This is a genomic window from Mesotoga sp. (genome assembly GCF_035363035.1).
GTDB lineage: Bacteria > Thermotogota > Thermotogae > Petrotogales > Kosmotogaceae > Mesotoga.
On the sequence record NZ_DAOSEH010000019.1, the window covers coordinates 1 to 23,811 of the forward strand.

At 49.6% G+C, this 23,811-nt stretch carries 22 protein-coding genes and 1 tRNA gene; 12 read left to right on the plus strand and 11 right to left on the minus strand.

Annotated features, from left to right (window positions below; translation table 11 throughout):
- The 3 genes from PKX57_RS04755 to PKX57_RS04765 all read left to right on the plus strand — a co-directional run.
- The coding region (locus tag PKX57_RS04755; protein WP_472416235.1) for a nuclear transport factor 2-like protein at window positions 1-436 on the plus strand (436 nt) is incomplete at its 5' end.
- 115 nt (window positions 437-551) lie between these two features.
- On the plus strand, window positions 552-1,760 hold the full coding sequence (locus tag PKX57_RS04760) for an L-lactate MFS transporter (protein WP_472416237.1): 1,209 nt from the start codon (window positions 552-554) through the stop codon (window positions 1,758-1,760).
- A gap of 49 nt (window positions 1,761-1,809) precedes the next feature.
- Window positions 1,810-2,148: a hypothetical protein gene (locus PKX57_RS04765; protein WP_169699023.1), complete on the plus strand. Its 339-nt coding sequence runs from the start codon at window positions 1,810-1,812 to the stop codon at window positions 2,146-2,148.
- Here the strand turns inward: PKX57_RS04765 and PKX57_RS04770 are convergent.
- The 4 genes from PKX57_RS04770 to PKX57_RS04785 all read right to left on the minus strand — a co-directional run bounded on the left by PKX57_RS04770 (window position 2,145) and on the right by PKX57_RS04785 (window position 6,968).
- A complete protein-coding gene (locus PKX57_RS04770; protein WP_169699024.1) occupies window positions 2,145-2,426 on the minus strand; it encodes a metal-sensing transcriptional repressor in 282 nt (93 codons plus the stop codon). The two genes, PKX57_RS04765 and PKX57_RS04770, sit on opposite strands and share 4 nt — an antisense overlap.
- A gap of 1 nt (window position 2,427) precedes the next feature.
- Window positions 2,428-2,634, minus strand: a complete 207-nt coding sequence (locus tag PKX57_RS04775) for a heavy-metal-associated domain-containing protein (RefSeq protein ID WP_169699025.1) — start codon at window positions 2,632-2,634, stop codon at window positions 2,428-2,430.
- Between the two features lie 13 nt (window positions 2,635-2,647).
- Window positions 2,648-5,068 carry a heavy metal translocating P-type ATPase gene (locus PKX57_RS04780; protein WP_472416239.1) on the minus strand — a complete coding sequence of 807 codons (2,421 nt, stop codon included), beginning with the start codon at window positions 5,066-5,068 and terminating at the stop codon, window positions 2,648-2,650.
- 388 nt (window positions 5,069-5,456) lie between these two features.
- Window positions 5,457-6,968, minus strand: coding sequence for a YifB family Mg chelatase-like AAA ATPase (locus tag PKX57_RS04785; RefSeq protein WP_213921360.1), 1,512 nt, complete (start codon window positions 6,966-6,968; stop codon window positions 5,457-5,459).
- 90 nt (window positions 6,969-7,058) lie between these two features.
- Between PKX57_RS04785 and PKX57_RS04790 the strand changes: the two genes are divergently transcribed.
- The 3 genes from PKX57_RS04790 (at window position 7,059) to PKX57_RS04800 (ending at window position 9,735) form a co-directional block, all read left to right on the plus strand.
- A complete protein-coding gene (locus tag PKX57_RS04790) occupies window positions 7,059-7,541 on the plus strand; it encodes an NUDIX domain-containing protein (RefSeq protein ID WP_169699028.1) in 483 nt (160 codons plus the stop codon).
- 77 nt (window positions 7,542-7,618) lie between these two features.
- Window positions 7,619-8,155, plus strand: a complete 537-nt coding sequence (hpf, locus tag PKX57_RS04795) for a ribosome hibernation-promoting factor, HPF/YfiA family (protein ID WP_169699029.1) — start codon at window positions 7,619-7,621, stop codon at window positions 8,153-8,155.
- Between the two features lie 68 nt (window positions 8,156-8,223).
- Window positions 8,224-9,735, plus strand: coding sequence for an Rne/Rng family ribonuclease (locus PKX57_RS04800; RefSeq protein WP_472416241.1), 1,512 nt, complete (start codon window positions 8,224-8,226; stop codon window positions 9,733-9,735).
- A 12-nt stretch (window positions 9,736-9,747) separates the two neighbouring features.
- Here PKX57_RS04800 and PKX57_RS04805 read toward each other — a convergent pair.
- Window positions 9,748-9,822 (minus strand) — tRNA-Val (locus PKX57_RS04805).
- Window positions 9,823-9,893: 71 nt separating this feature from the next.
- Between PKX57_RS04805 and PKX57_RS04810 the strand changes: the two genes are divergently transcribed.
- Window positions 9,894-11,843, plus strand: a complete 1,950-nt coding sequence (locus PKX57_RS04810; protein WP_214049073.1) for an MEDS domain-containing protein — start codon at window positions 9,894-9,896, stop codon at window positions 11,841-11,843.
- A 24-nt stretch (window positions 11,844-11,867) separates the two neighbouring features.
- Here the strand turns inward: PKX57_RS04810 and PKX57_RS04815 are convergent, their stop codons facing one another.
- From PKX57_RS04815 to PKX57_RS04825, 3 genes are all read right to left on the minus strand, one after another.
- Window positions 11,868-12,698: an ABC transporter permease gene (locus tag PKX57_RS04815; RefSeq protein WP_169699030.1), complete on the minus strand. Its 831-nt coding sequence runs from the start codon at window positions 12,696-12,698 to the stop codon at window positions 11,868-11,870.
- Window positions 12,695-13,489 carry an ABC transporter ATP-binding protein gene (locus PKX57_RS04820; RefSeq protein WP_169699031.1) on the minus strand — a complete coding sequence of 265 codons (795 nt, stop codon included), beginning with the start codon at window positions 13,487-13,489 and terminating at the stop codon, window positions 12,695-12,697. Before PKX57_RS04820 ends, PKX57_RS04815 begins: the two co-directional genes overlap by 4 nt.
- 116 nt (window positions 13,490-13,605) lie before the next feature.
- Window positions 13,606-13,734, minus strand: a complete 129-nt coding sequence (locus PKX57_RS04825) for a hypothetical protein (RefSeq protein WP_470745538.1) — start codon at window positions 13,732-13,734, stop codon at window positions 13,606-13,608.
- 676 nt (window positions 13,735-14,410) lie between these two features.
- On the opposite strand from PKX57_RS04825, the gene PKX57_RS04830 reads away from it, so the two are divergent.
- The 3 genes from PKX57_RS04830 to PKX57_RS04840 are packed head-to-tail and all read left to right on the plus strand — an operon-like array spanning window position 14,411 to window position 17,621.
- Window positions 14,411-16,039 (plus strand): ABC transporter substrate-binding protein, encoded by a 1,629-nt coding sequence (locus PKX57_RS04830; RefSeq protein ID WP_472414779.1) that lies wholly within the window; start codon window positions 14,411-14,413, stop codon window positions 16,037-16,039.
- Between the two features lie 32 nt (window positions 16,040-16,071).
- Window positions 16,072-16,995 carry a hypothetical protein gene (locus tag PKX57_RS04835; RefSeq protein ID WP_214075749.1) on the plus strand — a complete coding sequence of 308 codons (924 nt, stop codon included), beginning with the start codon at window positions 16,072-16,074 and terminating at the stop codon, window positions 16,993-16,995.
- Window positions 16,996-17,012: 17 nt separating this feature from the next.
- The gene (locus PKX57_RS04840; protein ID WP_213919689.1) at window positions 17,013-17,621 is read left to right on the plus strand and encodes a bifunctional 4-hydroxy-2-oxoglutarate aldolase/2-dehydro-3-deoxy-phosphogluconate aldolase; all 609 of its coding nucleotides are present in this window, start codon (window positions 17,013-17,015) and stop codon (window positions 17,619-17,621) included.
- A gap of 257 nt (window positions 17,622-17,878) precedes the next feature.
- Here PKX57_RS04840 and PKX57_RS04845 read toward each other — a convergent pair whose 3' ends face one another.
- The 3 genes from PKX57_RS04845 to PKX57_RS04855 all read right to left on the minus strand — a co-directional run bounded on the left by PKX57_RS04845 (window position 17,879) and on the right by PKX57_RS04855 (window position 21,455).
- Window positions 17,879-19,426, minus strand: a complete 1,548-nt coding sequence (locus tag PKX57_RS04845; RefSeq protein WP_213919686.1) for an ankyrin repeat domain-containing protein — start codon at window positions 19,424-19,426, stop codon at window positions 17,879-17,881.
- 83 nt (window positions 19,427-19,509) lie between these two features.
- Window positions 19,510-20,205, minus strand: coding sequence for an amino acid racemase (locus PKX57_RS04850; RefSeq protein WP_213919685.1), 696 nt, complete (start codon window positions 20,203-20,205; stop codon window positions 19,510-19,512).
- Complete coding sequence (locus PKX57_RS04855) at window positions 20,202-21,455, minus strand: alpha/beta fold hydrolase (protein WP_213919684.1); 1,254 nt, start codon at window positions 21,453-21,455, stop codon at window positions 20,202-20,204. Before PKX57_RS04855 ends, PKX57_RS04850 begins: the two co-directional genes overlap by 4 nt.
- 203 nt (window positions 21,456-21,658) lie before the next feature.
- Between PKX57_RS04855 and PKX57_RS04860 the strand changes: the two genes are divergently transcribed.
- Window positions 21,659-22,669 (plus strand): phospholipase, encoded by a 1,011-nt coding sequence (locus PKX57_RS04860; protein ID WP_472416243.1) that lies wholly within the window; start codon window positions 21,659-21,661, stop codon window positions 22,667-22,669.
- A gap of 72 nt (window positions 22,670-22,741) precedes the next feature.
- A complete protein-coding gene (locus PKX57_RS04865) occupies window positions 22,742-23,785 on the plus strand; it encodes a M15 family metallopeptidase (protein ID WP_214075807.1) in 1,044 nt (347 codons plus the stop codon).
- The last annotated feature ends 26 nt before the right edge of the window (window positions 23,786-23,811 follow it).

Genomic DNA, 23,811 nt, shown 5'->3' on the forward strand with positions numbered 1-23,811 from the left:
TGAAGAGATCAAGCGAGGTGCATTGATGGAAAGAAAAGATATGTCGGCTATGGAAATTCTTGAAGCTTACTTCGAAGCTTACAGAAACAGGGATCTTGAAACCATCGCCACACTTTGCGGCGGTGATATCACCTATGTCAGTCCCGAAGGGCTCGTCGCGGAAGACTTCGAAGGCTTCTCAAGGCTAATCCGGGCTGAGTTCAACTCTTTCGGAGTACTTTACGAACCTTTACTCTGGCAGAGCAGTATCGAAAAATCCAGCGAGTGTCTTCTGTTGTGGAAACGCGGAGTTAAGTTAGCCAGAAACGCCGCTTTCAGGAGAGTTGAAATCCAGGGTTCCACGCTCCTGATTAAATCAAAGGGAATATGGAAGATCGTCTGCATTCAGTATTTTGTGCCTGTCTCTTTCAAAAGCCTGTTGAGCAAGAAAAAGTGATCCTGACTGTTCAACACTACCGTTGTGGTCATTGTAAAAATGGGGTAAGCTGTGCTACTTTATGAAACAGATCTGCCCGGTGTGCATTACTTTTCATTAGGAGGACAAATCTGTCGTGACCGATCTAAAAAAGGCCTGGCTCGTAGTTTACAGTGGGTTGGGAGTTAACTTAACCCTTGGAGTGCTTTACTCCTGGAGCATCATCTCCGCAGCCTTGATAGACAATTATGGTTGGAGCGCAACACAGACGCAGATCCCCTATATGCTAGCTTCCGCGGTTTTCGCGCTCACGATGGTTCCGGGAGGAAAATTGCAGGACAGGCTCGGACCAAAACCGGTGCTTTTGATTTCTTCAGTGCTGGCCGGTCTGGGATTCATTCTCTCCGGACTCAATCTCACAGTTGCGGGGCTCACTTTATTCTTCGGCGTGGTCTTCGGTCTGGCGATGGGTTTCGGTTACGCTTCACCCACGCCCGCCGCCGTAAAATGGTTTCACCCCGAACACAGAGGCTTGATATCGGGCATAGTTGTAAGCGGTTTCGGTCTCGCACCCGTTTATATCGCCCCCTTGACCAGTTCCCTTATAGGATTATTGGGGCTTCCGGCAACTTTAATCACTCTCGGTATAATCTTCTTTCTGGTCGTTTTTTCGCTCTCTTTCACCATTTCAAATCCGCCGCCCGGTTTCCAGAGAATCGAACTGAAGAGGAGACCGGCTAGGGCCCATCAGATAACGGCAAAGGACTACAAAGTTCGCGAGATGGTCAAGACGGTTCAGTTCTACCTTCTCTGGACCATGTTCTTCTTCGGGACTTTCGCGGGCCTGCTCATAATAGGCCAGATGTCGAAGATCGGGCTCGAACAGGCTTCGATCAGTAACGGATTCCTGCTGGTTGTCGTTTACGCCATATTCAACTTCATCGGACGGGTTACGTGGGGTACCATATCGGATTATCTCGGAAGAACGATCACGCTTTTGACTATGTTTCTCATACAGGCGGTCGTCTATTTCTCGTTCGCTGCTCTTACCAGCCCGGTCGCTCTGTTGATAGGCAAGAGTCTCGTCGGCTTTACCTTCGGCGGAATGCTGGCCATATTCCCGGTGATCACCGCAGATTTTTACGGGATGAAGAACCTGGGAGTGAATTACGGGGTGATGATAACGGCATGGGGTGTCGGAGGCATACTGGGTCCCCTTCTCGGAGGCATCGCGCGCGACATCACGGGCGGTTACGAGATCAGTTATCTGGTATCTGCCGTACTCAGCGTCGCTGGCGCGGCGATCAGTTTGCTAGTGAGGCATCCCGATAGAAAATCGCGCTAATTAAAACCCGAAGAGACTCCGTTTTTTGAATCACTGATGGAGGTTGAATATGCCAGGTAAAGTCGAAAGATTGGAATCGATACGCAGAACACTGGCGATTTTGCTGGACGACGTGCAGTGGAAACTGGACGATGTCGTCCTGACCATAGGGGACCTTATAGACGAGGAGAAGAAGCTCTCGCTGGATGCTCTGAAAAACCTCGGAATGTTGAAGAGAGAGAGACGGGAAATGCTTTCTATCTATCTGAAAGCCGTAGAAGACAGAAACGAGATAGTGAAGAGAATGGTGGAGGATCTCTGGGACGTTCCGGAAAATAATCTCAAAGAAGCTCTCGAAAAGCTTAACGAACTTCTGAAGGAAGAGCGAGAACCTCCGGGACCGGCCTAGAGGCTCTTCTCTATGTACTTCATAAGCGTTTCAAGTTCTTTTATCTTCTCATCTACCTCGCCGGTTTTCGCCGCCTCTCTCACACAGGTTTCTATGTGCCTGTTTACAACAGAGGTATTGGCCTTTTTAAGGAGCGAAATCACCGCCAGTAGTTGTGTGGATATGTCTATGCAGTATCTCCCGTCCTCTATCATTCTTATTATCCCGTCTATCTGGCCCCTCGCTGTCTTTAGTATTTTGAGCGCCTCATCGTGTTTATGATGGGAATGATTCTCCATATCAATCTTCGATTCCCTTCAGGACATATCCGGCTTCGTCTATAACTTCTCTCAGAAATTCTCTATCCAGCTCCACGGAGCTTTCCACAACGGCCGATCCATCGTCCAGATCGACACTGGCTTTTTTGACACCCTCGATAGAACTCAAGGCCTTTTCCACTCGCATCTTGCAATGGTTACAGCTCATACCTTCGATTATCAGTTTCATCCTGTCTCCTCCTTTATATTTTAATCCTCTTCAGCCTGAGCGCATTCATCACGACACTGACACTGGAGAAGGCCATGGCCGCACCGGCTATCATGGGATTCAATCTTAGACCTAACGCTGTATAGAAAAGCCCGGCCGCAACGGGAATACCTATCGTGTTGTAGAAAAAGGCCCAGAACAGGTTCTGCTTGATATTCCTTATCGTCGCCTTTGAAAGGTTTATTGAGTTCACCACGTCGTTGAGATCGTCTTTCATGAGAACTACATCGGCAGCTTCTATCGCGATATCTGTCCCGGAGCCTATAGCGATTCCGACATCGGCTGCCGCAAGCGCCGGCGAATCGTTTATTCCGTCCCCCACCATGGCGACGGTGAAGCCTCTCTCCTTCAATTGCCCGACCTTCCCAGCTTTGTGCTGAGGCATAACTTCCGCGATTACGTTGTCTACACCAACCTGTGCCGCTATGGCTCTGGCCGTTCTTTCGTTGTCTCCGGTCATCATATAGGTCTCCACACCAGATCTTTTCAGCCTTTCTATGGCTCTGGCCGACGAATCCTTTATTACGTCGGCGATTCCCAGAACGGCCATTACTTTCCCATCGTAAGACGCGACGACTGGCGTCTTTCCGAGTTCGGATAAGGAGCGAACGAATTCATCGACCTCGCTTCCTGTGGTCCCAATAAAACCGGGATTCCCCAGCTTCACCTTCCCGCCGTTTACTGTGGCGCTTATTCCTCCTCCGGCGACGGCCTGAAAATCCGATACTTGCAGCAAATCGCCGTCGTAGCTATCGAGTATCGCCCTGTCCAACGGATGGGAACTTCTGCTGGCTATGCTTGCGACCAATCTGATGGACTCCTCTTCGGCGAAGCCGTTCAATACCTTGAAATTGACCAGCTCCGGCTTCCCTCTGGTGATCGTGCCGGTTTTGTCGAAAATAACGGCATCGACTTTATGGGTCGTCTCAAGAGCCTCACCGTTCTTGAAGAGTATTCCCATTCCCGCACCACGGCCCGTTGCGACCATTATCGCCGTCGGCGTTGCCAGTCCAAGGGCACAGGGGCAGGCGATAACCAGTACGGCGATCGTCATCGACATGGAAAAGACGAAGCCGTAACCCAGAGCGATCCAGGTTACAAAAGCGACCAGGGCAACCACCAGAACGAAGGGAACGAAGTAACCGCTAACCGTATCTGCAAGGCGTGCGATCGGAGCTTTCGAGGCTTGTGCCTCTTCGACCATCTTTATAATCTTCGATAGAACGGTGTCACTTCCCACGCGAGAGGCCTTTATCTCTATTGCGCCGTTTATGTTCATCGTACCGCCGGTTACTTTCGAGCCTTCTGTGATATCTACGGGTATCGATTCTCCCGTCAGCATCGATTGATCTACCGAAGTGGTTCCGTCGATAACGATTCCATCCACGGGAATCGACATACCCGCCTTGACCAGCAAAACATCTCCTGCTTCGACTTCTTCGAGAGGAATCTCGACGAACCTCTCTTCACGTTTCACCAGAGCCTTCTTTGGCGCCAGATTCATCAGCTTTCTTATGGCTTCCGAAGTCTTTCCTTTCGATAGGTTCTCGAAGTACTTTCCCAGAGAAATTAGTGCGATTATAACTCCGGCCGATTCGAAGTAGAGATCGCCGGCATAATTGTGGTTGCCAGAAGCTATCTGTACGGTCGCAAAAACACCGTAGATAAAGGCTGCTCCGGTTCCGAGACCTACCAGCGTATCCATATTGGGATGGCCCCTGAAGAGATTTGGAATTCCCTTGAGGTAGAAATCTTTCCCGGCGATTATTATAGGGATAGTGAGAAATAGCTGGGCGAGAGCGAAGTTCAAGGGATTCATGTGAGGATCGATGAAAGAAGGCAGTTTCAATCCTATCATATGACCCATCGCGATAATCAGGAGCGGAAGGGCGAAGACGATCGAAACGAGAAATTTCTGTTTATAGCTCCTGATAGCGGCTTCTTTTTTAAGTCTGGACTGCTCGGAATCGGCGTTTGTAAAGGCACTTGCCCGGTACCCAGCCTTTTCGATTGCCTCCTTTATTGAAGATATCCTCAGCCTATCGGGATCGTACCCGACGGTTGCCTTCTCGGCCGCCAGATTTACGGAAACCTCGCTCACACCGTCTAGCTTCGCGATAGCCTTTTCCACAGCCGAAACGCAGGCCGCACAGGTCATGCCGTCTATCTCAAGTGTAACTATTCTCTCCTTGCGCACCTCTTCGAGCTCATAACCGGCCTTCTTCACAAGATTGAAGAGCTTCTCCTCGTCGAAGCCGCCCGAAAGTTCGAATGTCAGCTTTTCCGTCGCGAGGCTGACTACCGGACCGGACACCCCCTCCGCCTTCGATGCAGCCTTCTCAACTGCCCTTACACAGGCCGCGCAGGTCATGCCTTTTACAACATACTCTTTCATAACAACCTCCAGTCTGGAGACGATCTACATTAACCACTCCCCGGGGGGAGGGGATATTGTAATAATACAACATTTTTTATCAGATTTCAATAGACTGGTATATGTACCAGAGAAAGAAAACTGGCTGCGAAGAGCGGCTCTTCGTTGTTAGTTAAAGAGCACGAGAAAAGGAGAGAGGGAGAGACTGAAGAGATGAAATCCAGTATAAGAGAACTACGAGATGACAGTCTTGCTCTCTTTCCGTCATGCCTGACCCCTCTCTTACTCGATGCCCTTGCCCACAACGCACCGCGTACAACCAACAACGGTTCTTAAGAGGATTCTCGTCTTCTCGTGAGCGAAGCGAACCTCTCGAATACTCTTTTTCTCGTGTTTTACGAACAACCTATCACGTTTTCTTCCTGTACTGTATCGCCTCGGCGATGTGCCGGGCGAGTACCTTGTTTTCTTCAAGATCGGCTATGGTCAGGGCAACTTTCAGTATTCTGTCTATAGACCGGGCCGTCAATTTCATCTTATCCACCGCGCCCGACAGTAAAGACCTCGATGTCGGGTCGAGATTCACGTATTCCTTCAGAAGGGAGTGTCCAAGCTGGCTGTTTGAGAAGAGATTCATTCCTCTGTATCTCTCCAGTTGCCTGTTGCGCGCCCTGATAACTCTCTCCCTTACGCTGGCGGAGCTTTCAGCGATAGAGGTTTCCATATATTTATCGAAATCCAGGCGGGGCATATCGACGAATATATCTATCCTGTCCTCCATGGGACCGGAGATCTTTCTGTTGTATCTCTGTATTTCGTACCAGGAGCATGTACATTCCCTGGTCTTGTCTCCGTACCAGCCACAGGGACAGGGGTTTTGCGCCGCTACCATCATGAATCTGGCCGGATAAGTTGCCGTGAGCTTGGCCCGTGCTACGGTTATGACTCCATCTTCCAGAGGTTGCCTGAGAGCTTCTATGACATCTCGTCTGAATTCGGGGAACTCGTCCATGAAGAGAACACCGTTGTGAGAAAGGCTGATCTCACCGGGCCTCGCATCGTTACCACCTCCGACTATGGAAGTCGTAGAAGCGGTGTGGTGGGGCGACCTGAAGGGGCGCTCTTTTATCAATCCTCTGTCGCCGAGGAGACCGGAAACGCTGTATATCATCGTCGTTTCTATAGCTTCGTCCATCGTCAGCGGCGGGAGGATCGAAGGGATTCTTCTGGCGAGCATCGTCTTTCCACAACCGGGTGAGCCTCTCAACAGAAGGTTGTGACCTCCGGCGGCCGCAACCTCCGCGGCTCTTTTGGCGAACTCCTGGCCCTTTATCTCCGACATATCAGGAGTGGCGAGATTTCCAAGCTCCGGCTTTTCGTAGTTTACCGGCTCCTTTCGAATCTGGCCGTTCAGAAAGCCGACGAGTTCGTTGAGGTTGTCGATGGTGTAAATGGTCAACTTGTCTACTATTGAAGCCTCGGCCATATTTGGAGCCGGGAGGACTACTTTGGTGCCGTTGGCCTTTCTGGACAGAGAAAGAAGTATGGGCAACACACCTCTGACCTTTCTTAAACTTCCGTCGAGTCCCAGTTCTCCGAAGAAGATGAAATCCGAAAGATCGGGTTTGATCTGTGCGGTGGCCTTCAATAATCCTACCGCGATCGGAAGATCAAGGTAAGAACCCTCCTTTTTAACATCACTCGGAGCGAGGTTGACTGTTATCCTTCCATTCGGAAGTTCGATCCCAGAGTTCTTCACGGCGCTTTTAACCCTCTTCTTACTCTCTTTGACCACAGTGTCACCCAGTCCCACTATATCCATGTCCTGGACCAGAGCCCTGCTATCTATATCGAGTTCGACAAGCACATCCATCACTTTGAGGCCCATGGTCGTGATCGTTCTAACCCTTGAATAGCGCATTTTATTACCTCCAATCCTACCTATGATTCTATCATCAATCATGTGGGCATAAATGATATACTTATTTTGAGGGATGATTGAGGTGCGACCATGAAGAGTACACATCGTGTAAGCGTGAGAGCCTTAGTTTTGAAAGACAACTCAGTTCTTCTTGTTCGTCATGCTCATCAAGACAGACCTCCTTTCTGGTGTTTCCCCGGCGGATTAGTTGAAGAAAACGAAGATCTTCTATTTGCGGTTCGAAGAGAGCTTGTCGAAGAGACCGGTATCTCGGTAGAACCTCTATCCGTGGTTGCACTGCAGGAGTTCAGAAAGGAGAAGCTGCTGGAGGTGATATTCCTCTGTAATTACACGGGTGGTACCGTCTCACTTGGGAGCGATCCGGACAATTCCGGCCCGCCGGTACTGGTAGATGCCAGGTGGGTGCCCATCGAGACTCTAGGTTCGTTCCAGGTGCATCCGGCGGAGTTGATTCCCCATTTGATCGAGTATGGAGGCAAAATCGGAGCGGGCCGTTTCTTCTCCGTTTCCAGTAAATACTCGATGATTCAAAACCTTGCCGGTGAGGTGTAGCAGGTATCACCGCGTACGATTCTTTGGTGCAAGTGGCAACAAAACTTCAGTCACATCACTGCGAGAGGAGGGTTATCATGGATTACAACATCTACTCAAAGGACGTAACAATAACAGATTCCATGAAAGACTACATCGACAAAAGGTTCTCAAAAGTGTCAAAAGTTGTGAACGAAGAAAAAGTGATCTCTATGGATCTCCGGTTGTCGAAGGTGAGAGCCTTTTACAATGTCGAGGCTACCGCCCATCTTCCAGGGGTAGTTCTCAGGGTCGAGGAGAAGGGAAGCGATTTCTACACGGTGGTCGATGCGGCATCCGACGCTTTCGAGAGAAGGCTGAAGAGATTCAAAGAGAGAACTAGATTCAAACACAAGAATGGCATTAAGGAAAACCTTGAATCTGTTCCCTCCCAGTTCGAAGAAGAAGAACAGTTTACTACGATAACCAGGAGAAAGAGATTCACGATCAAGCCTATGACCGAAGAAGAGGCTCTACTACAGATGGAGATGCTGGGACACACCTTCTTCGTTTTCAGAAACATCGTCACCGATGAAGTGAATGTCATCTATACCAGAAAAAACGGAAGTCTTGGAATAATAGAGATGAACGAATGACGACACGGCCACCATATGGTGGCCGTCTTTTTTTGGCGGGCTCGGTTATAATATACAGAAGATCTGCAATGTTCAGAAGCAATGAAAGGGCGGTGGCAACAATCAAGAACAGAACTCAGACTATCATCTTCAGCAGGGTTGAGGATGAAGTCAGGATCGCCTCGGTGGATTCCGATCAACTCGAAGAGATATTTTTCGAGGACATGGATAGCGAGAGCGTTACAGGAAATATCTACCTTGGAAAAGTCGAAAACGTCGTTCCCAGTCTCGAAGCGGCCTTTGTGAATATAGGTATCGGAAGAAACGCCTTTCTGAGGTTTAAGGATGCCTCCGGCCAGCAGAAACTCGAGAAGAACCACAAAGTACTCGTACAGGTGAGCAAAGACCCGATAGGTTCGAAAGGACCTCAGATAACTTTGAAAGTCAGCATACCGGGCAGGAGTCTTGTCTATACACCATTTTCGAAACACATAGGTATTTCGAAGAAGATCGCCGATCCCCAGGAGAGGCATAGATTAACAACGGTGGCAAAATCGCTTCTCGAGAGCAAAGAGGGTGTGATCTTCAGGACGGCCTCCTACGGACTCGGTGAGGAGACCATAAAAGACGAGCTGGAAGGGCTCAGAGAAAACTGGAAGAAGATAAATGAAACCTTCAAGCGCGGGCGAAAACCTAAAATTCTCTACGAAGAACCTTCCTTTGTGGAGTACATTCTCCGTGAAAGACTCACCGAAAGTACAAAAGAAATCGTTGTCGATTCAGAAGAACTATGGCACGAGGTTGTGGCCGGAATAAGCAAGTTCAAGGCCGGATTTAAACCGGTAGTCAGATACGTCGAAGGAGACGCTTTCGCCACGGAGGACATCTACGAGAAGCTCAAGATTCTCTATACCAGAACGGTTGCTCTCCCCGGCGGCGGAAATATCTATATCGACAGAACCGAGGCCATGACAGTCATAGATGTAAACTCGGCCGGGAACCTCTCTGGAAGCGATGTCTCGGAGACCTCTCTGAACACCAACCTGGAAGCGGCGTCGGAAATTGCCAGACAGCTCCGGCTGAGAAATATCGGTGGTATCGTGGTAATCGATTTTATAGATATGAAGACCGATGAAGACAGGCAGAAGATCATAGCCAGTCTGAGCAGCGAATTCAAGAAAGACAAGGCCCGTACCATGATCATGGGTTTCACCAGACTCGGTCTTCTCGAGATGACCAGAAAAAGATCTACCGCCGCGATCGGTTCCAAACTTTACTCTTCCTGCCCTGTCTGCAAAGGAACGGGAAGGATAGAATCGCCGCGGGCCGTTTATCAGAGGCTGCTCAAAGATCTGACGCGCGGTTTCCAGGATCAGACGATAAATGGAGCTTCGGTGCAGGTTTATCAGAATATGTCTGGGATACTCACCCCGGAAACCCAGAAGAATCTCCTGAAAACTCTCAAGAAAGAAGTGTCGGTAGGTTTCACATGGCCGGTTCCCACGACGTACGATATCAAGTTTATCAAAAAGCCGGAACAGCCAAAAAAGTCCAAAAAGCCAGAGAAGAAAAAAGAAAAGGAAAAAAAGGAGTCGGCCTGACCCCTTCCTCGCTGGTGGATGCGACAGGGATCGAACCTGTGGCCTCTTCCGTGTGAAGGAAGCGCTCTTCCGCTGAGCTACGCATCCGTACAGTAGATTCTATCATCGGTCGGGCCGACTGTCAAGTTTTCCGACAGCGATGAAGGGAGTTACCGTCGATGAGTCTCGATCCGGATATGACAGATACTGGTGAAGAGCTCAGACATCACGATCATGCATGTCTCCTTTACGAGACGGAGGGCCAGTGGTACGACACGATCATCCCTTTTTTGAACAACGGGCTTAAAAACGGAGAGAAATGCCTGTATATCACACATGCCCACAAGGTAGAGGATATATGCAGTTATCTGGAAAAGATAAAGGTTGATTGTAAAAGGATAATCGACAGAGGACAGATACTCTTTCTCGATAAGAGTCAATCGTGTGTGAGAGAAGGTTTTTTCGATCCGGAAAATATGATCGAATTTTTGAGGCTTGAAACGCAAAAGGCGCTCGACCAGGGTTATTCCGGGTTGAGAGCCTCAGGAGAGATGAGCTGGGTCCTCGAGGACGGAGGAGCTCTCGACAGGCTTATAGAGTATGAAGATCTGCTGAACAGCGAATTCTTCCCTTCGAACCGGTGTGTGGCCATCTGCCAGTACGATATGCGTCTTTTCAATCGGAGCATCATCAAGGGTGCCATAGAGACACATCCCCTGGTAGTTCATGACGACGGGCTATTTGACAACTTCTACTATCTCCCTCCGGAATTCTACAAAAACATCGGCAGAAACGAAGTGGATATCGAACGCTGGCTCAAAAACCTCGGTAAATACCATCGTCTTCAGCACGAACACATGGTGTTCATAGAATCAACACCGGATATGGTCTTTTTAAAGGATAAAGAGTTCAAATATCTTATCGCCAACAGGGCTCTCTCGAAATATTTTAAAAAGAGTATCGATGAAATAATTGGAAAGACCGATTTCGAGTTGATGCAGTACGAAGTGGCCAGCAAGTGCCGTGAAAGCGACATGAAGGCCGTAGAACACAACCGTCTTATCGTAACCAAGGAGAGAACGGCAAACAAAGTCTATGAAACTTACAAATTTCCTGTGAAGCTTGCTAACAGCGATACAGGTATCGGGGGTTATATAAGAGATATCACTCTCAGTCAGGAGTACCTGGATAACATTAAGAAGTATGGCGTTATCTTCCATAACGCCAACGATATGATATTCATAGTCAGGGCTTGCGATTTGAGAGTGCTGGATGTCAACAGGGCCGTGATAAAGACCTACGGCTACTCCAGAGAAGAGGCGCTCAAACTATCAATTCCCGACTTCACGGCTCCCGGGAGTGTTTCAACTATAGACGAGCAACTTCTGAGCGCTTACGAAGACGGGGCAAAGTACGAGACTTTACACAGAAAAAAGGATGGTTCGATCTTTCCGGTCGAGGTAAGCGCACGTTTCATAATGCTCAGGGGAGAAGAAGTAATACTCGACATCGTCAGGGACAACACCGAGCGTAAAAACAACGAAGAGATCATCAGGAAGAGTATGCTCACTCTACTCAACACACTCTTGAGAATGGTTGAGATTAGAGACCCGTACACCGCCGGTCACCAGAGGAGAGTGAGCCAGCTGGCGTGCGCCATAGCGGAAAGACTGAATCTCGGAGAAAGCAGAGTTCAGCTCATAAGGATCGCGTCTATGCTTCACGATATCGGCAAAATCTCGATTCCGGGCGAGATTCTCTCAAAGCCCGGAAAGCTTTCGAAGATGGAGTTCGATCTAGTGAAGCTGCATCCCGTAACGGGCTACGATCTGCTGAAGGAAATGAGCTTCGACCTGCCCATCGCCACTATCGTTAAACAGCACCACGAAAGGCTGGATGGATCGGGTTATCCCGATGGCCTCAAGGGAGATGAAATAACTCTGGAGGCCAGGATAATAGCTGTGGCAGACGTGGTTGAAGCCATGTCTTCACACAGGCCATACCTGTCTTCGTTGGGTCTCAAGAAGGCTTTGAACGAGATTTCGGCCGGAGTCGATATCCTTTTCGACAGAAAAGTCGTCCAGGCCTGTATCCAGCTGTTTGAAGAGAAGTTCACGTTTTCGCAATAGGTTTCTCAATCAATCCTCTCATCGCTATCCGCTTCTCTTCAGAACGCCCTTCCGTTTGGCCCAGCCCTCCATCTTCCTGAAAAATAACAGCCCCGACGGAAGGAGTAACCCTCCCAGAAGGATCAAAGGCCATATATCTCCCCACATTTCGATCATGCCCTTGCCTTCGAGTATCGACGATCTCATTCCTCTCAAGGCATATGTCGCGGGAGACAACCTCCCTACCTGCTGCATCCACTGCGGCAGTACATCGACTTCGTAATAGACCCCCGAGAACATCAGAAGGAGCGCCTGAAATATGTGGACTACCTGGGCTCCCTTCTCGGGCGATATCAGAGGCAACACGGCCGCGACTATTCCCAGACCGACGAAAGAGAAACTGGATACCGCAAGGATGCCGACCGCGGAAAGCAGATTGGCCTTCTCCAGATTCAGATCGAAGAAGATCGATACCGCCAGCAGAATCAAACCGCTCCTTAGAATCCCGTAAAGTATTGCGTAACCGCAGGTACTCAACAGGTGCGTCGCTCTTCTCACGGGTGCCATGAAAGTGTACTCTATAGTCTCTTCCCAGCGCTCCCAGGCAACGGTCTCGGCAACTATCTCGAAGAGTATGGAAAGATAACCCCAGAGAATCGATCCCAATAGCATGTACAGTATAAGGTAACTCGTATCCAGTTTAGTGCCGGAGAAGGCTTCTATGCCTTTGCCTATGAAACCCATGGTGACGGAGTTGGCTATCGTGTACACAAAAAAGACCAGTTCCCATTTCCAGTATCTTTTGGTGAAATTGAAGTTTCTCTCTATAAAGGCCCAAGAGGCCCTAAGCTCTCTTGCAAGCGCCTGCGAACTCATGCCGTTTCTACCTCCTGGTACTGCGCATCCTCAAGGGACATTCCCGTGTGCTCCATGAAGACATCCTCGAAGGTCGGGTTGTCCACCTTTCCTCTGAGCTGGTTCTTCAGCTCCTGCGGCCTCCCTTCTGCGACGATCTTACCCAGGTGAATTATTCCCACATAATCACAGAGCTTTTCGGCTTCTTCCATGTCGTGGGTGGTCAGGAGCATGGTCGTGTTCATATTTAATTTCACGTCTCTTATGAGTGACTGAACATCTCTCTTGGCTCTCGGATCGAGCCCCGTGGTCGGTTCGTCCAGAAGAAGCATCCTCGGTTCGGTCATGAAAGCCCTGACGATGGCGACTTTCTGTTGCATACCTCTCGAAAAGTCTTCCAGCGGATCTTTCAATCTCTTTTCGTCCAGACCGAAACGTTCGGAAAGATAGTAGATCTTCTTTATGGCTTCTCTCTTGGAAATGCCATAGAGACCGGCCGAGAAGGCCAGATTCTCTATGGCGGACAGTTTCCTGAAAAAACTCGCCTCGACGGAGACCCTGTTGATGAGCTTCTGAACGACTCCCGCCTCTTTTTCCACATCGTGCCCGAAGACGGACACGCTGCCCCTGTCGGGTATCAAAAGAGTCGAAGCGATCCTGATGAACGTCGATTTGCCCGAGCCGTTCGGCCCCAATAGTCCGTAGATCTCTCCCTCTTTTATCCTCAAGCTTACTCCCTTGAGCGCCTTGATCTCTTTCTTGTTTTTCTTGAAAAGTTTAACCACGTTATTCGCGAAAAGCGCGTCGGCCATTACGCACCTCCATCAAAGATAATGGGGCCTGCTGAACTTGCTTTCGATCTCGACTTTCTGTCTTTCAACTATTCCATCTATGAAAATCTCTCTCGAACCTCTATAAATCTTTTTCATCACGCCACCTCCTGGCGACTATCCTGGGGAAACTCCATGAGACTATCCGGTTTATCTATGAAGGGTGGAAGTACAACACTACAACTAATACGGTCCTTTCTAATCTCTCCGCTTAACGCTATTTTCATTGTTTCACCCCCTGTACTTTCGAGCCGGGTTTCATGGTCCCCGTTTCATTCCTCAAAGCCAGAAACAGTAAGGACCAAAAACCTCGTTCTCTCTCTGCTTTCTCTGAATCTTCTTCTGCTCCACTTTCTCGATTCTTTCGACCTCTACCTTAACTGACATAACTCCACCTCCTGGAGAAATGGTTGATAAAAAAAAGGACCGTGGCTGTTACTCGCCACGGTCCTTCAAACATCGTCTATGGTTATACGTCTTTATACCTCACACGACGGATGAAGGCGTGGCAGAATGCGGCATCACCGGAGACCCTGTTAAGGGTGGTGAAAAATCCTGTTTTAAGTCTCATCATCATTCTATTACGCCTCCTTTCGAATAGTTTCTCTTTCGCTTGACTGATTATAGCACAAACTATGGAGAAATCCAAAGCTTATTCCTAAATATTATTGAAGCTGGATTTACTTTTTGACACTTATTTAGTCCGACAATAAATAACCTGCCCGCGTTATTGAAATATCTTTCATTATTACTCCGAAAGAACCAGAAGACTGAACGATCTTAGAAAGATGTCAGTCAATTTCTAGAATCCGCTCTTTCCCGTATCCCGATACTCAAATACTCTTTTCCACAGAGCGGGTAATTTCGATATAATTGTGTTGATGAATGTTCTGGAGGTTGCCCGTGCATAAATTTTTGACAGTTATTTTACTCGTACTGCTCGCCGCTACGTTACTCGCGAGAGATTTGACGGTCAGATCCAGCAGTTCCCGGTTCGACTTCGAAGAAATATCCGGTGGATCCATCTCTCTCCCAATAGATACTACCGGCCACTTCCTGCCCGGCCTTGAGCTGGTCCGGGGCGATATCTGGGTAACGGCTGCCACTCAGGACCCCCTCTTCAGGAAGTTGAGCGGGGATAGAATCGAGCCTTCGCTCGTAGAAAGGTGGGAGTGGAGAGACGGGAATAAAGAACTGCATATAAAACTCAGAGACGAGATCCACTGGTTCGATGGAACTCCGATTACTACGAATGATCTAGAATACTCGCTGGCAGTTTGGAAAGTTAGCGAGGACTCGCAACTCTACGGAATTCTGAACGATCTCTCTTACGTAGAGATGAAAACCCTGGATGACAAAAGCGCCGTTTTCTATTTCAATCGACCATTTCCCGAGTTCACCGGTTATCTAAGGACGGGATTACTGGCCAGACACATATACGAAGGGAAGCTCGGATTGAAACCGGAAGAGGTGGCTGTCAGCCAGTATTCAGGTAAACCTCCCCTGGAGGCCACCTCCGGACCTTTTTACCTGGCAGAGGGGAGCGAGAAGGGAAAGATCATACTTAAGAGAAATCCACAATGGCACGGCGGAAAAGGGTCGGAACACTACCCTCTATACTTCGCTGAGTGGCCCGAGCATGCTCTTCTGGACGAAATAAGACTGATAGAAGAGGCCGATCAGGAAGAGAGGATAGAGATGTTTCTGAAGGGCGAACTGAGCATGCTCTTCAACGAAGAAGGTGCGACGACAGAACTCATAAACGACGCAAAGAATGGAAATTACAGGTACGAATTCACTCCCGACGGTTCTTATTATGCTTTGATTCTAAATCACAGGAACGACTTTCTCTCTAAGAGCTCTTTGAGAAAGGCCTTGAGAATGGCTCTGGATGTCGAGAAACTGTCGGGCACGATCGGGATCGGCTCTACCGCAGCTCTTCTGCCCATAGATGTCCGAACAGCTTTTCTTCAGGAACTCCTGTCGCAGATCGGGGAGTTTCCCTACGACCCTGGAAGGGCAAAAGAACTCATTGTGAGTGCCGGGTACGGAAAGGGATACACACTTACGATCAAGGTTCACCAGGGAGTCGATAAGAAGTTCACGGATATGCTCGTGAAGATGTGGAAGGAGATCGGAGTGGATCTGAAGGTGGAGAGACTAGACTGGGGAAGTCTGCTCGGCGACGTATATTCGGCCGATTATGAGCTGGCCTTTTTCAGAGTTGAAGCATTCGATTATCCTGAGATTACTCCCTGGACGGTGGAGAATGCCGACGACTTAAAAACCGGCTGGGAAGTGGGATATGTAAATCCACAATTGTTCAGGATAGAGAGAAAAGCGGCCACCGAGGGCCTCTGGAAGGACAGGATCCCGTACTACCTGGGGGCTATGAAGTTATGGCTCGAAGATATGCCGATCGTAGTGGTATCCTATAGTCAGAAGATCACGTTCTGGAGGCAAGAGTTGAACGGACCGGTGCCGGGAAGTGGAGAACTGTTCGACAATCTGGCCGAATGGTTCGTGCACTGAACGATTTCCGGAAACCAAAGGAGGGCGAAAAATTGCTTGTATTGAGAAAAGAAGATCTCTGGAAGATCAAGTATTTCATGCAGGATTACGGCAGAGATCTTGAAGAAAAGCTGTTCTCCTATCTGTACGAAGATGATTCGGGCGAGAAGGTGATCGAGGAGCTATCCAGATACCAGAACGAAGACGGTGGCTTTGGAAACGCACTCGAACCGGACTTCAGACTTCCATACTCCTCACCGATGGCAACATCGGTAGCCTTTCAGATTATCACAAAACTCGGTTACGACAGCACCGCCAAGCGGGAAATGATTTCCAGGGCCGTAGAATATCTGGAGAAGACCTTCATACCCGGCAGAATGGGCTGGTTATCTGTGCCGGAGAGCGTTAACGATTTTCCCCATGCGCCCTGGTGGCATTTCGACAGCGAAAAGGGCATGTCGTCGATAGATATAAACTGGGGCAACCCAACGGCTGAAATCATAGGTTACCTGCATCGCTATAGGGAGTACACGTCTCTGAATGTGGATGCGCTGATCGAGAAAGCCATCGAATACCTGAACGGAATGAAGGAATTCGGTTCCTTCCACGAAATTTTCTGCTTCGAGAGACTCCATCATCAGCTCGATATGGAGAGGGCCGGCAGGCTCGAGGATAAAATCGTTCAGGCGGTGAACAGTCTCACCTGCTGTGACGAGGATGAGTGGAAAAGCGAGTACACGGCGCGGCCCCTCGATTTTGCCACCGGGCCGGACAGAACCTTCGGCATCGATGGCGCACTTATAGAGAAGAACCTCGACTGCTACGTACAGACTCTTCAGAGCAACGGCAGAATCAAACCCACATGGTCAAAGAGCATTTACGACGGAGACCTCGCTCCTGCGTGGGACGAATGGGTCGCAATCCTCACTCTCAGGGTACTCGAGACTTTGAAGAACTTTGGAAGAATTGTTCTATGAAGAAAATGGAGGAGAGCATGAAAGAGATAATACAATCGGAAAAAATAATGGCCGTGATCAGAAGCGATTCAGTGGACCGCTGTGTAGAGATCGCCAGGAGTTGCTATCGTGGAGGTATAAAAATACTCGAAATAACCTTCACTGTACCCGATGCGGAAAAAGCTATATCGATCATCTCGCGGGAGCTTCCGGAGGCTTACGTTGGGGCCGGAACGGTCCTTACGGACGGACAGTTCGACCTTGCCATCCGCAGCGGCGCGAGATACGTGGTCAGTCCCCATCTCTCTGAAGAGCTCGCGATACACTCCAGGGCGATGGAGGTTCTTTATCTTCCTGGAATAATGACTCCCACGGAGTACGTAAAGGCAACCGGCCTCGGACTCTCGATGGTGAAGGTTTTCCCGGGAGACGTTCTCACACCGGCGTTCGTGAAGTCTCTCAGAGGTCCCTTCCCGGAGGCCCGATGTGTGGTCTCAGGCGGCGTCAGTCTGGACAATATTAATCTATGGTTCGAAGCCGGCACTGCAGCTGTCGGAATCGGCTCCGACCTCACGAAGGGAACGCCCTTACAGATAGAGGAAAAGGCCAGACAGTATTCTCAAAAAATCAAGGATCTTCAGTCATGACTCTCTCGCTTTGGCCGTGAGAAGCCAGCCCTGAAATGTTCCCTTGGTGTCATCCCGTAGTGTTCTTATACGGGATCTAATCTCGTCTGTCTCTAAACAGAGGTAAGAGGGGGAGAGGTCAGAGGTAAGAAAGTCGAGATCTTATCGACCTTCCAGCCTCTCGCCTCTTACCTCTAGCCTCAGGTTTCCCAAGGACGGCTCTTCCTGCTCTCCAGTTCTTTTGAATTACTTTCGTTCGAACGTAAAACCCGCCACACTCAGTAGAGAGATCTCAGGAACTCCTTTATCTCTTCAGAGGCGGCGTAATCTTCGGGCATCTTTCCGCTATTATCCTTTATATTCACAGGTACTCCGAACTGGCGAAGGATCTTCAACATTTCTATACCGTCCCACTTGTCTTGAACGGCATAATGTGCGGTCGTCATTCCAAGTAAATCCACATGGTTTATATCGGCCCCTCTCTCTGCCAGATGAGAAGCAGCCTCGAGGTTTTTCTCAATAACTGCGTAGAAGATGGGAATTTTGCCGTCTTCGTCCTCGACATTTATATTCGCCCCCTTCTCCAGCAAGTAATCGATAACCTCGACTTTACCGTATCTTCCCACAGCCATGTGCAGGGGCGCGATCTTTTTATCCGCCTGGATGGATATGTCGGCGCCCTTCTCAACAAGGAATTTAACCATCTCAAGCATGCCATTCCCTGCGGCGAGGTGTAGCGGCGAAAATCCGAACTCGACCTCGTTCTGGTTTATACTCACTCCCTTCGAAAGGAGCAATTCGATAGTATCTTTGCTCTCTTTATATACAGCCAGATGTATATGCAGCGGTAGATATCCGTTGTTGTTCTTTGCCAGAACATCGGCCCCGAGCGATATCAGGAGTTCGACATTGCGGAAGTATTCACGCTCGGCTGCGATGTGAAGGGGCGTATCTCCCTCCATGTTTATGGAGTTGATATCGATTCCCAACCCGACAAACAGCTCTATATTCTTAGTCGAGCCGCTGCGTGCAGCGTTGTGCAGTATGGTGTTACCCAGAGAATCGACTTTCAAATAGTCGGCGCCGAAGTCTATCAATCTTTTGGTGACATCATGGTTAGACTTCGAAACGGCCAGCCCCAGGGGAGTATAGTACTCAGTTCCCAGCGATACATCCGCGCCTTTTGCCAGAAGAACATCCACGGCCTCGAAGGGTAACCCTTCCGATATGGCAAGATACAGTGGCGTTCTACCGTCGTTGAGCGCGTTGTTCGGATTGGCACCGCTCTCGAGCAAAAACCTTATCGTATTTGTGGATTTTGCAAAGACAGCTGCCGTCAGCGGGGATTTGAAAGCGAACTCGACCTTCTCCAGGTTCGCTCCCTTTTCTACGAGGTACTTAACTACTTCAAGAGTCTTATCGTCCCTCGAACTGTCGCAGGCGAGTATCAGTGGGGTATAACCGGCGTAAAATTTTGAACTGTCGGGGTACTTGTCGATCTCGGCACCTCTTTCGACGAGTAGTTTCGCGATCTCCGTCAGTCCTTTTCTGGCAGCGTAATGCAGGGCAGTGAATCCATCGTTGTCTATCAGAAAAATATCTGCACCGGATTCGATGAGAAATCTGGCGATTTCAGCATAGCCGTAATCGACGGCCGTCATGAGAGCCGATTTGTTGTTATAGCCCAGTTCGTTTATATTGCCACCACTTTTGAGATCTTCCTTTACTCCCTCAAGGTTGTTGCTGGATGCGTTGCTGTAAACACTGGCCAGGCCCATAGCAGATACAAGCAATATGACCAGCGTAAGCAGGAGAGTTCTTCTCATAAGTTTTACCTCCTTTGTATTAGACAGTACTACATTATAGGTTACTAGATTCTGCTTCTTCTCTTCAGGAGAGACTTGCAAATTCAATTGTCCGCAAGCGCGAACTCCACCGCTGCAGCCGCGTGAATCGCCGTGGTGTCGAAAACGGGAATCTCGACGTCGGACTGCTTTATGAGTAGTGGTATCTCGGTACAACCTAGCACCACTCCGCTGGCTCCTTCACTCTGGAGTTTCGAGATTATCGATCTATAGCTCTCTCTGGACTCTTCAGTGAAGATTCCCCTGCAGAGCTCCTGGAAGATTATCCTGTCCACACTCTCCCTGTCTCGCTCTTGAGGAACGATCACTTCGATCCCGTGTCTGCCGAGAGTGTTGCGGTAATAACTCCTCTCCATGGTGAAGCGCGTCCCGAGGAGTCCGACGGTCTTGAGGCCGGCCGCGGTTATTCTCTCCGCAACGGCTTCCCCGATTTGAAGGACTTTCAATCCCGACGCATCTTCAATCTCCCTGACCAGCAGGTGCATCGTATTGGTACATATCACCAGAAAGTCGGCGCCGGCTCTCTTCAAATCTCTCGATACATCCTCAAGAACACGGGCGATCCCTTTCCAGTTGTTGAGCTTCATCATATCGGCCACCGGCTGGAAGTCGATAGAGACCATCACGCAATCGGCCGAGTTGAGACTGCCAAGTCTCTCTTTGACGGCTTCATTGAGCAACCGGTAGTACTCCAACGAAGATTCCCAGCTCATGCCTCCCAGCAGTCCGATCCTCTTCACGACCTGACTCCGAAGACTTCATCCAGCCAGTCGAGAAGGACGGCGTTGGAGAGGGGGAGATTGGTGAGCTGGCAGTGAGAGTCCGCCCCCTCGTCCTTTGTGAAGACTCTCAGGCTCGAAGGTCCGGAAACGCCTTTGACGGCTTCCTCTGCCTGTCCCATTGCGCCGAGTCCCTCGCCCTGGCTTACCATTCCAAGGAAGGGTGCGCGTATGTTCTTTATCGCCTCGCCAACGGTGAACTCCTTCATTCTCTCGAAGGCTGCGAACATCGACCTCTCTCCGTAACGCAGAATGATATTGAGAATTTGGAGCTTCTTACCCTTGCTCAGATACTCCGCTGGGATTTCGTCGATATAGTCGAGCCCTATGTCCTGTGATGAGTTCATGGCCCCTTCGCCGGCCACGCCGATCATGTATTTGTAGATGTCCGTTATGGGTGAATTTGAGATCAAGGCCTTGATTCGAGGTTCATGAGCCGCCGCGCGCAGCGAAAAATATCCACCGAGGCTTATACCGTAAAGGGCGATCTTCGAGGGATCAACGTCGCCACGCGAGAGCAGATAATCTACCACTTTCGCCACGGCCACTTCGAAATCCGCTCTGAAAGGCGTTTCGGTAGAGAATCTCCTCATACCCACCTGACCCGGCCCGTCAAAAAGCAACAACGAGTAACCCCTGTTCAGTGCCGCGGCCCCGCTCTGGAAATACATCTCTTCGGAGGTTCCGTCGAAGCCGCTCATCATCATGATGGTTCTCTTTTTTGTCTGAGAGCTTTGTGTAAGCGGCGAGATCCAGTACGCGGGAATGAAATCGTCTCCGTAAGGTATCCTGACGGCTTCAAACTCGAGATTTGCCGTTCTGAAGGCGTATATGAAACAATCTCTGCTCTCCATACCTATATATCTGTTTTTTGAGTCCCTCGGGTCTCCGTAATATTCGGCGGCCCTGAAATAGCTTGAAGCCCTCAAAAAAGCTTCGTGGGCGCTCTTCATTCTGCCCTTTTGCATGAGATCCAGCCCCAGTTTCTTTGCCCTGATGGCCAGATCCTTGAACTGTGTCACCCAGGTTTCGGGCTCTTCAGGTCTTATAGCCGGCACGATCGATAGTATCTCGCCGACCGTTCCTCCACCGTAGGAAACCGCTCCAAGCGACCTCAAGAGTTGAAAGTTGAACTCTATATCTTCGAATCCCCGGATGGCAAATGAACCTCGAAAAACCCCGGCAATTTCTCTCCCTTCATTCGAAGACATTCCGATCACCTCCCTTGAAAAATTCTATCTGAAATACTAGCAGATACAACCATTGTATCGTACAAAAACAAACGGGGCTTCAATTTGATAGACTCACAAAAGTGCACATCACTCTCCGCTAAAACCAACTATTTGCAGTGAACCCGGAGTTTTAAGCAAAAAAAGACTGTCCTTCTGCTATTATGAATCCGGAGGTGTTGATTATGAAAAAGGCGATCTTATTTTTATTTATCATGTTAGCCGCTCTGGGATTTGCCTGGTCCGGGCACGATGCACTGACCTATACGATAGTCTCGAGGTTTTCCTTGCCTTTAGAAGAATATGTGCAAATAACGCCCTATACATACGCCGATGTGGATACCCATCCTTATAATCCCGCGATAACCGGGTTCTACGATTATCTGGGTAAAAACTACATGCCGGAGGAAGATATCGATCTCTTCATTCCGGTCTTTCCCAATCCCGAGCCGGTGAACAATACCGCCCCTGTGTGGCAGATTCTTTCCGTTTATGCTTATGAACCGGACATGGGTATGGACAAAGGACTGCCTATGGAGGGGATTGAGAAACTCCTGGGAGACAGTCAGGGCATCCGTCATATGGAATACAGGTTGCTGTGCTTTATTAGGGTTGGAGAGGTTACCGACATGGTACAGTATTTCAGCGACCTTTCCGAACTGGCCTACGGCAGGGGAGATCACTACTGGGCTTACAGGTTTATGGCCAGGGCGATGCATTACCTTGAAGATGTCGGGCAGCCCTTTCATACTTTCCCCGCGCCTTTATTCGAACTGCTGAAGCTGCCGTTCAACATGGACAAATGGCAGACCGTCTTTGCCAAGTATCACTTCGCTTACGACTTCTACGGCGGCTACCTGCTCTGGGGACAGTATGGGCCACTGGTCAAGGCCATAGACGAAGTCCCGGCGAAGACCATAAAGAGTCCGAAACAGGCAGCCGTCGATCTGAGAGGCTTCTCGAGAGGAAAGTTGAATCCCGTCTATTATGAACTGAAGCATCTCATGAAGGACGAACTCGAGACGGAAGAAGTGGTCTGGCTGGGAAAGAGTTATTTTGACGAACTCGCTCGGGCAGGCAAGACGGAAAAACTGGATAAAATGACCGTGGAGATTCTCAGAGAGACGGCCTCTTATGTGAAGGGCTACGTTAATTATATGTTCGACAGGTTCGAAGCGATAGATTCGAATATGTGAAGTTCGCTTTATACAAACCCTCCGATAAGCCCTATCCCGTATAGATAGATCATTTGACCTGGAGGTGGAAAGATGAAACGACTGGTTCTTTTCTTTGCGCTCTTGCTGACAGTTTCGCTGTTCGCCGTTTCCGCGGCGGTGGAGGACGTCGCCTCTTCGCTCTTTGGAAGGTACGAAGGGGCCGAGACGCACTTCTTCTTCAGAGAGATTGACTCCTCGCTCCAGTTGCTTGTGAAAAGCAGCGACGGAGAACTCATCTTCAACGGGTCGAGATATCTGCCGGTCGAATGCGCGGAGTTATGCGAGGACAATTATCTCTGCGAACCCAACCCGTTCAAATTCACGATCATAACCTTCGGCAGGGACGAAGCCGGCATGGGAGTGAGCTGCGTCGCCGGAGGAGAGGTTTTCAGAAGAAAATTCTACGGACCGGAGGGAGGAGATGTCTTCAAGATAACACCCGTCGAATCAATAGATAAACTGCTTCCGATAGCTCTGGAAGCGACTCCGCCGGTCGAGGCCGGCACTTTTCTGCCGCACGACCTCGTGGAAGTGACCTTGCTCGATCCCTCGATAAAGCTGGACATACGATATGCCAGACACGACAACTTCATGGGAGTTCCCCTCTATTCACAAGAGAGAGCCTTTCTCCAGCGACCGGCCGCACAAGCCCTTGTGAAGGCGAGCGAGCTCTTGAGATCGATGGGTTACGGACTGGTGATCCACGATGCTTACAGACCCTGGTATGTCACAAAGATGTTCTGGGACGCGACTCCTGACGACCTCAAAGAGTTCGTCGCCGACCCTCAGAAAGGTTCCCGACACAACAGGGGCTGCGCGGTCGATGTCTCTCTATACATACTGAGTACTGGAGAGTTTATCGATTTTGGCGGCGGTTACGACGAATTCTCTGAGAGGTCGTACATAGATTATCCCGGCGGCACGAGCCTGCAGAGATGGTACAGGGAACTCCTCAGGGAGACCATGGTCTCCGTCGGCTTCGAACCTTTGCAGGAGGAGTGGTGGCACTTCGATTATCGCGACTGGAAGAGCTACACTATCGCAAACCTGACCTTTGAAGAGCTGGACTCTCTCCAGGAGAGTTCGGGCTTTTAGATAGACGGGTTTTCAGTTCGGGAGGT

What these genes read in the sequence shown, in the direction of transcription:
- PKX57_RS04765 (WP_169699023.1), top strand. Translation starts at nt 1,810, where the DNA reads ATGCCAGGTAAAGTCGAAAGATTGGAATCGATACGCAGAACACTGGCG.
- PKX57_RS04770 (WP_169699024.1), bottom strand. Translation starts at nt 2,426, where the DNA reads ATGGAGAATCATTCCCATCATAAACACGATGAGGCGCTCAAAATACTA.
- PKX57_RS04775 (WP_169699025.1), bottom strand. Translation starts at nt 2,634, where the DNA reads ATGAAACTGATAATCGAAGGTATGAGCTGTAACCATTGCAAGATGCGA.
- PKX57_RS04780 (WP_472416239.1), bottom strand. Translation starts at nt 5,068, where the DNA reads ATGAAAGAGTATGTTGTAAAAGGCATGACCTGCGCGGCCTGTGTAAGG.
- PKX57_RS04785 (WP_213921360.1), bottom strand. Translation starts at nt 6,968, where the DNA reads ATGCGCTATTCAAGGGTTAGAACGATCACGACCATGGGCCTCAAAGTG.
- PKX57_RS04790 (WP_169699028.1), top strand. Translation starts at nt 7,059, where the DNA reads ATGAAGAGTACACATCGTGTAAGCGTGAGAGCCTTAGTTTTGAAAGAC.
- hpf (WP_169699029.1), top strand. Translation starts at nt 7,619, where the DNA reads ATGGATTACAACATCTACTCAAAGGACGTAACAATAACAGATTCCATG.
- PKX57_RS04800 (WP_472416241.1), top strand. Translation starts at nt 8,224, where the DNA reads ATGTTCAGAAGCAATGAAAGGGCGGTGGCAACAATCAAGAACAGAACT.
- PKX57_RS04810 (WP_214049073.1), top strand. Translation starts at nt 9,894, where the DNA reads ATGAGTCTCGATCCGGATATGACAGATACTGGTGAAGAGCTCAGACAT.
- PKX57_RS04815 (WP_169699030.1), bottom strand. Translation starts at nt 12,698, where the DNA reads ATGAGTTCGCAGGCGCTTGCAAGAGAGCTTAGGGCCTCTTGGGCCTTT.
- PKX57_RS04820 (WP_169699031.1), bottom strand. Translation starts at nt 13,489, where the DNA reads ATGGCCGACGCGCTTTTCGCGAATAACGTGGTTAAACTTTTCAAGAAA.
- PKX57_RS04825 (WP_470745538.1), bottom strand. Translation starts at nt 13,734, where the DNA reads ATGAAAATAGCGTTAAGCGGAGAGATTAGAAAGGACCGTATTAGTTGT.
- PKX57_RS04840 (WP_213919689.1), top strand. Translation starts at nt 17,013, where the DNA reads ATGAAAGAGATAATACAATCGGAAAAAATAATGGCCGTGATCAGAAGC.
- PKX57_RS04845 (WP_213919686.1), bottom strand. Translation starts at nt 19,426, where the DNA reads ATGAGAAGAACTCTCCTGCTTACGCTGGTCATATTGCTTGTATCTGCT.
- PKX57_RS04855 (WP_213919684.1), bottom strand. Translation starts at nt 21,455, where the DNA reads ATGTCTTCGAATGAAGGGAGAGAAATTGCCGGGGTTTTTCGAGGTTCA.
- PKX57_RS04860 (WP_472416243.1), top strand. Translation starts at nt 21,659, where the DNA reads ATGAAAAAGGCGATCTTATTTTTATTTATCATGTTAGCCGCTCTGGGA.
- PKX57_RS04865 (WP_214075807.1), top strand. Translation starts at nt 22,742, where the DNA reads ATGAAACGACTGGTTCTTTTCTTTGCGCTCTTGCTGACAGTTTCGCTG.